The sequence below is a fragment of the Robiginitalea sp. genome (assembly GCF_049588695.1).
In the GTDB taxonomy this organism is placed as follows: domain Bacteria; phylum Bacteroidota; class Bacteroidia; order Flavobacteriales; family Flavobacteriaceae; genus Robiginitalea.
The window spans coordinates 1-7491 of record NZ_JBAVZJ010000517.1 but is presented as its reverse complement, the minus strand read 5'-3'; the positions used below and the strand labels follow the sequence as shown (position 1 = coordinate 7491).

Annotated in this window: 7 protein-coding genes and 1 pseudogene; 6 read left to right on the top strand and 2 right to left on the bottom strand. The window is 50.1% G+C overall.

Features of this window, described 5'->3' with window-relative positions; genetic code table 11:
* From WBV75_RS12025 to WBV75_RS12000, 6 genes are all read left to right on the top strand, one after another.
* Window positions 1–804, top strand: an 804-nt coding sequence (locus tag WBV75_RS12025) for a cbb3-type cytochrome c oxidase N-terminal domain-containing protein (protein ID WP_424120834.1), incomplete at its 5' end; no start/stop codon positions are given.
* Window positions 805–841: 37 nt separating this feature from the next.
* The gene (gene ccoG / locus WBV75_RS12020) at window positions 842–2257 is read left to right on the top strand and encodes a cytochrome c oxidase accessory protein CcoG (RefSeq protein WP_424120833.1); all 1416 of its coding nucleotides are present in this window, start codon (window positions 842–844) and stop codon (window positions 2255–2257) included.
* Between the two features lie 12 nt (window positions 2258–2269).
* Complete coding sequence (locus tag WBV75_RS12015) at window positions 2270–2716, top strand: FixH family protein (RefSeq protein WP_424120832.1); 447 nt, start codon at window positions 2270–2272, stop codon at window positions 2714–2716.
* A 71-nt stretch (window positions 2717–2787) separates the two neighbouring features.
* Window positions 2788–3489, top strand: coding sequence for a sulfite exporter TauE/SafE family protein (locus WBV75_RS12010; RefSeq protein WP_424120831.1), 702 nt, complete (start codon window positions 2788–2790; stop codon window positions 3487–3489).
* Between the two features lie 38 nt (window positions 3490–3527).
* Complete coding sequence (locus WBV75_RS12005; RefSeq protein WP_424120830.1) at window positions 3528–5003, top strand: vanadium-dependent haloperoxidase; 1476 nt, start codon at window positions 3528–3530, stop codon at window positions 5001–5003.
* Between the two features lie 38 nt (window positions 5004–5041).
* Window positions 5042–6307, top strand: a complete 1266-nt coding sequence (locus WBV75_RS12000; RefSeq protein ID WP_424120829.1) for an acetyl-CoA hydrolase/transferase family protein — start codon at window positions 5042–5044, stop codon at window positions 6305–6307.
* 199 nt (window positions 6308–6506) lie between these two features.
* Here the strand turns inward: WBV75_RS12000 and WBV75_RS11995 are convergent, their stop codons facing one another.
* Together WBV75_RS11995 and WBV75_RS11990 are read right to left on the bottom strand one after the other, a co-directional pair.
* Entirely contained in the window at window positions 6507–7328 is an 822-nt protein-coding gene (locus WBV75_RS11995; RefSeq protein WP_424120828.1) for a universal stress protein, read from the bottom strand.
* A 15-nt stretch (window positions 7329–7343) separates the two neighbouring features.
* Window positions 7344–7491, bottom strand: a pseudogene (locus tag WBV75_RS11990) (oxygen-independent coproporphyrinogen III oxidase); the annotation flags it as partial.

The window sequence follows — 7491 nt, the reverse complement described above, 5'->3', positions numbered from 1 at the left end:
ATCCTGAAGTCTATCGAAAACGTCATGTACCAAACCCTCTCGGAGGAGGCCAAAGCCCGCTATAGAGAATCCAAAAGCGAACAATGGGAATGGGCATGGGGTAAACGCATGTACCAGAAGCTCCTGGGCTCCCGACCCATTGAAGAAGAAGGGGAAATTATCCTGGATCACAATTACGACGGTATTCGCGAACTGGACAACCGGTTACCACCCTGGTGGATTTACCTCTTCTACGTCACCATCGTTTTTGGCGTGGTATACCTGGTGCGTTTCCACATCTTTAACGATTATGACCAGACCACAGAATTTGAACAGGAAATGGCCGAGGCCCGAATCGCCATCGAGGAGTACAAAAAAACAGCCAAAGACCTGGTGGATGTCAATACCGTTGAACTCCTTACCGAAGCCTCGGATATAAATGCCGGGAAAACTATTTTTGAGGGCAACTGTGCGGTGTGCCATATGAATGACGGAGGGGGGGGTATAGGACCCAACCTGACGGATGACTACTGGATTTTGGGCGGTGGGATTCGCAACGTTTTCAATACCGTTTCCGAAGGAGGCCGTTCCGGTAAGGGAATGGTGGCCTGGAAGACTTCCCTGAAACCCAGTGAAATGGCGCAAGTCTCCAGTTACATCCTGAGCCTGCATGGGACAACCCCTGCCAACCCCAAAGATCCGGAAGGGGAAATATGGATAGATGAAAATGCACCTGTAGAAGAAGTCCAGGTTGAAATGGACTCCACTTCTGTGGAAATCATTATGGAAGATGAGGCGGTAAACCCGCTTGATCTCGAGGAGTAAACCCACCTTCGAAGAGGGGAAATGAAGCCGGACAGACATGGATTCAAACGAAAATTTCAGGGATTCAATAGGCACCATTTCAGAGGAAGGTAAACGCGCCTGGGTATTTCCCAAGAAGCCCAGCGGCCGTTTTTACACCTATCGGAAATACGTGAGTTATGCGCTGCTGGTTTTCCTGGTTGCAGCCCCTTTTATAAAGGTCAATGGGAATCAGTTTCTCATGTTTAATGTCCTGGAGCGGAAGTTCAATATTTTCGGGTTTCCCTTCTGGCCCCAGGATTTTCACCTCTTTGTAATTTCCATGATTATCGGGGTGATCTTTATCGCCCTCTTTACAGTCGCCTTCGGACGGATCTTCTGCGGATGGATGTGTCCGCAGACCATTTTTATGGAAATGGTTTTCAGGCGGATCGAGTACTGGATCGACGGAGATCGGGGGGCACAGATTCGCCTGGACCGCGCACCCTGGAATGCTGAAAAAATTCGGAAAAGGTTGTTGAAATGGACCGTCTTTTTTATCATTTCCTTTCTGATTGCCAATGTTTTTCTCGCTTACCTCATCGGCAGCGACGAACTTATCGGATATGTTATGGACGGGCCGTCCCAGCATATGGGTACTTTGGCTGCCCTGCTGATTTTTACAGCTGTCTTTTATTTCGTATTTGCATGGTTTCGCGAACAGGTCTGTATTATCGCTTGTCCTTATGGGCGCATGCAAGGGGTCCTGCTCGACGACAAATCCGTTGTAGTCGCCTATGATTACAAAAGGGGGGAAGGCGAAAACGGCCGGAAGAAATTCCGTAAAAATGAAGACCGGGAGGCCCTGGGCCACGGGGACTGTATTGATTGTTTGCAATGCGTCCACGTCTGCCCCACCGGTATCGACATTCGCAATGGGACACAATTGGAGTGCGTGAATTGCACGGCCTGTATCGACGAATGCGATACCATCATGGAAAAAATTGGCTATCCGAAAGGACTCATCCGCTATGCCAGTGAGGTCGAAATATCGGATAAGATCCCGTTTAAGTTTACGCCGCGGATGAAAGGATACGCCGCGGTGCTCACTGTGCTGATGGGGGTACTGGTGGGGATGTTGTTCCTCAGGAACGATCTGGAAGCGACCATCCTCAGGCTCCCCGGACAATTGTACGAACGGAAGGAAAACAATATGATCAGCAATGTATACACCTATAAACTGATCAATAAAACAAGCCAGTCCGTGCCGGATATAAACTTTAAACTCCTCTCGCACAATGGTACGATCACCTTTGTCAAAGGTTCCGGGTTTGACGTTCCGGCCCAGGAGCTCTCTGAAGGCACACTATTTATAGAAATCAATAACGCAGCCCTGAGTGGCGATAAAGACAAAGTCAAAATTGGGGTATACAGTGGGGATGAGTTGATTGAAACCACGACTGCCCGCTTCTTAGCACCCCATTCATATAAATAAAAACAACGCATTATGAAATTCAACTGGGGAACCGGAATCTTCCTTTCCTTTGTAGCCTTTATCGTCTTTATTTTGTATTTCGTGGTGCTCTCCTTCAGAGATCCGCAATCCAATCACGATCTGGTCACGGAGGATTATTACCAGCAAGAGTTGAAGTATCAGCAAGATCTCGATGCGGCCGATAACCTGAATAAAACCGGGTGGCAACTCCAGGTAGCAAAAACATCTGAGGGCCTGAGCGTCCGTTTTCCGGAAACCCTTGCCCCGGAAAAAATAAAAGGAACGGTATCCCTGTACAGACCGTCCAATAAGCAGTTGGACTTCAAAACTCCAATTCAATTATCCGAAAGGCAATTGCTCATACCCAAGAGTCGCTTGTTGGATGGTCGTTGGGATATTCGAATCGAATGGACGTATGAAGGGAAACCTTATTTGTATCAAAACAAAATGACCTATTGAAGCCTCTGATGCCCCCGCCCACAAGTCTAACGGAACTTTGTGGCAGGGGTCGCAGGGATAAATGATTCACTATGCTCACAACAGCATTAGTTTTAGGAGCCCTGGGAAGCCTGCACTGTATCGGTATGTGCGGGCCCATTGCCTTTATGCTTCCGCTCAACCGTCAGAATCGGTTGAAAGGCGGGCTGCAGCTGGGCCTGTATCACGGGGGTCGCTTGCTCGCCTATGGACTGATCGGCCTGGTCTTCGGACTGATCGGAAAAGGCCTTTACCTCTTTGGCTTTCAACAGAATTTATCGATACTCCTCGGGGCCATTATGATCCTTTTAGTGCTCATTCCGGCCCGTACCTTCCGAAAGTGGAAACCTGCTGCGCCGGTGTATCGCCTGCTCGGTAAACTACAATCCGCCATGGGCGCCAAATTACGGGAAGGAAACCCCGATGCATTCCTAAGCATCGGATTTCTGAATGGCTTTCTCCCATGTGGTTTGGTATATATGGCCCTTGTCGGGGCTATGGCCATGGCTTCTGCGCCTATGGGTGCGTTATATATGATGGTTTTTGGTTTGGGGACGGTACCCTTGATGAGCGGTGCGGCCCTGATGGGAAAAGTCTTTAAAACAAAGCTCCCCGCCGTAGGCAAATGGATCCCGGTTTTTGTAGTGGTGATAGGTCTGCTCTTTATACTCCGGGGTATGGGCCTGGGTATTCCCTATGTTTCTCCCCAGGCGCCCAAAGACCAGGTAACCGGGACGATGGAGTGTCATCCTTGAAAATTAAATATTGACTTCAATACATAAACCTGAGACAGATGGATAAATTCTGGATTTTGTTTTCAATGCTTTTTTTGGTGATTTCATGCGGGGAACGCCCGGAAAAGGCGACTGTAGAGGCAGCGGAGCCCACAGGGACCGAAAACAGGGCCTACCAGTGGGGGGCAATGGCCCTGGAAGCCACGGCCCTGGATACCGAGCGCTTTACACCCCGCCCCACAGTAACCTCGAGGTACCTCGGCCTGATCTTTACCGCGGTTTTTGATGCCTGGTCCCGGTACGACCCCACAGCTATCCCTGTATACCTGGAAGACGTAGCACGACGCCCGGCAGGAGAACACACCCTTTCCAACAAGGAAATAGCCATTAGTTACGCCGCATACCGTACCCTGAATGAATACTATTATTCGGATACCACCTTGTTCCGGGAATATATGCAAGAGCTGGGCCTGGACCCGGACGATAAGAATATGGATCCGAACACCCCGGCAGGAATAGGCAATCTCGCAGCCCGGGCCGTGATCGAAGCCCGGAAAAACGACGGATCCAACCAGTACGGGGAAGTACCTGGCTCCAATGGGGAACCCTATTTCGACTATACCGAATACGCCCCGGTGAATTCAGCGGATGAAAATGTAGACATCAACCGGTGGCAGCCCAAGTATTTCACAGATGCCGAAGGAACCCAGTTTGCCCCGGGTTGCCTGACACCGTTCTGGCAACACGTCACCCCCATCACCCTGGATTCTGCCAGTCAGTTTCGCCCCGGACCTCCACCCATGGTCGGCTCCGAGCAATTGGAACGCGAGGTACGAGAAGTTATTGAATTGCAGGCTGGGCTTACGGATGCCGATAAAGCCCTGGTGGAGTTTATGAGGGACGGGCCAAAATCTGTACAGCAGGCAGGGCACTGGTTGAAATTTGCACAGGACGTTTCCCGCCGCGATGCCCATACCCTGGATCAGGATGTGAAAATGTACTTTCTCAACCAGATTACGGCTATGGATGCCTTTATCGCCTCCTGGGATTCCAAGATGTATTACGATTATGCCCGGCCCTACGCCCTGGTCCACGATTACTTTCAGGACGAGGTCATCCGCGCCTGGGGAGGTCCCGGCAAAGGGATTGTTGAAATGCCCGGGGAGCAGTGGCGCCCCTATTCGCCTGATGTTTTTCTCTGCCCGCCTTTTCCGAGTTATACCTCCGGGCACAGCACCGTGAGCGGCGCTTGTGGGGAAGCCTTACGCCTTTTTACAGGAGACGATTATTTTGGGGAATCCGTTAAACTGGTCCCGGGAGTCCTGACCGAATTAGATCCCCGACACTTTGGCGACACCGTTACCCTGAAATTCCCAACCTTTACCGAAGCCGCAAATATGGCGGGGAAATCGAGGGTCATGGGCGGATACCATATCGAGGCCGACAATGTAGCCGGGCTGGAGCTTGGAAGGGATGTGGCGCGCAATGCCTGGACTTTTTATCGCAAACACCTGGGCGTCGCGGAAGGCTCTTAGGCCTGGAAGACGCAACTCTATAGACCAAAAAACATACTATGAATATCGTATCTCTTGAAAAAGCGGCTTCCATCGTCAAATCGGGGGACCGCATCTTTGTTCAGGGTGCTGCCATGACCCCCAACACCCTTATCAATGCCATTTGTGACCGGTATAAAGACCTTAAAGACGTAGAGGTCATCTCGATTCATACCGACGGCACGGTGAATTACGCCCTGCCACCTTATAGTAAAGCCTTTAAGATCAACTCCTGCTTTGTAGGCGGGAACGTACGAAAGGCCGTAAACACCAACCAGGGAGATTATATCCCCATATTTCTCAGTGAAATCCACTGGTTGTTCCGACGGAATTTATTGCCGCTGGATGTCGCGGTGGTACAGGTTTCCCCTCCCGATAAACACGGATATTGCTCTTTGGGTGTTTCGGTAGACATTACCCTGCCTGCCGTGCAAACGGCCAAAAAAGTAATCGGGCAACTCAATCCCAAAGTGCCCCGAAGCCACGGGGACGGGATCATCCATATCAGTCAGCTCGATGCGTTGGTAGAGGTGGACGCCCCCATTCACACCTATCCCCTGGGAGGTATTTCAGAAACGGAAGCAAAAATTGGGGCACACGTGGCTTCCCTCGTCGAGGACGGGGCGACGTTACAGATGGGGATTGGAAGTATTCCCAACGCAGTGCTTGAAAATCTGGGCGGGCATAAGCGCCTTGGGGTACATACGGAAATGTTCTCGGATGGTTTGCTGCCCCTGATTGAAAAAGGGGTGGTCACCGGAGCGGACAAGGAAATTAAAACGGGAAAAATAGTCACCTGTTTTGCCGCGGGATCCCAAAAGCTTTACGATTTTATAGACGACAATCCCCTGGTCCACTTTAAAGAAGCGGGTTATACCAACGATACCACCATTATCCGTCAAAACCCCAAAGTAACTGCCATCAACAGCGCCATTGAAATCGACCTCACCGGCCAGGTCTGTGCAGATACCATTGGGAGTTATCAATATTCCGGGGTGGGCGGACAGATGGATTTTATTCGTGGGGCATCCCTCTCCCCGGGAGGTAAACCCATCATTGCGCTCACTTCCGTCACAGGAAAGGGTATTTCCAAGATTACCCCAATCCTCAAGCCGGGGGCCGGGGTCACAACCACCCGTGCCCACGTACATTATGTGGCCACCGAGTACGGGGTGGTTAACCTCTTTGGAAAGAACTTGCAGGAACGTGCCCGGGCCCTGATTTCAATCGCCCATCCAGACCATCGGGAAACCCTGGAAGCTGCTGCACACGAGCGTTTTGGGTAATTAAACGTGTAGAAAGTACAAGGAGCAGGTTTGACAGGTACGCTACGGGAAGAGACAGCCTTCAGAAAACCTGTCGCAAGTACACAAGGCTTTTGAAGTACGCTCCAGGAAGGAGCTGCGGTTCAAAAAAAGACTCCACCACAATAAAAAAGGGGCTGCCATGGCAGCCCCCTTTTTTATGTATCTCAGGGTGTGAAACCTATAACTTAAATGTAATCACAGGGATCGGGGAATGGTTTGCGATATCCTCTCCAATACTTCCCATAAAGAAGTGGGAAATACCTTTCCGACCGTGGGTCGGGATACCAACCAGATCAGCCTGAATGTTTTCACAGTAATTCAATACACCCCGCTCGACACTGTAATCGCAATACTTATCTACAGGGATGCCAGATTTAGCATGGTCCAGGAATTTGGAAATCTGCTGGTTCATATCGCCATCGCTCAGGAAATGATCGCCAGGAGTGTTGATATAGACTACTTTAAATTCTGCCCTTAATTTTTCGGCAAAGGCTTTGGCCTTGTTAAAGGCCGGAAGCGTCTCTTCCTTAAAATCACAGGCAAAGACGAATGTGTCAATCTTAAATCCAGGCCTTCGCTTTTTAACCACAATCACAGGAACCTCGGCATTCCGAACTACCCTTTCGGCGTTGGATCCGATAAAAATCTCCTGGAGTCCGTCCGTTCCATGGGAGCCCATTACAATCAGATCCGCCTTGTGGTTTTCAGCTACCTCATTCACTTCGGAGAAGACTTTGTAATGCTTTATAACAGGTGTTACAGTGAGGTCTTTTAAGTAGTCTTTTTCCAGAAACTCACCCAGTCTTTTTTCGGCTACCTTGAGCAGAAACACGGTTTGCTCGGGATGATAGGCCTCCGAAGAGGAAATCATCGCGTAATTTAGTTCGAGCATATGCAGTACGATAATCTCCGATCCATGCTTTTTGGCCAATGAAGCTGCCACTTCGAGGGCATATTCAGATTGTTGGGAGAAATCAACGGGTACGATAATAGTTTTCATGGTATTGGGATTAGATTAGACGGTCATTGAAAATAACCTAGTTTCGGGCACTTTATTGTGCAAATGCAGATCAAAGGCCATACAGATGTTGCGGATAAAGACGCGGCCACTCTCGGTAACCTGAACCGTTTCCGGATTCAGGACCACCAGGCCATCGGCTTCG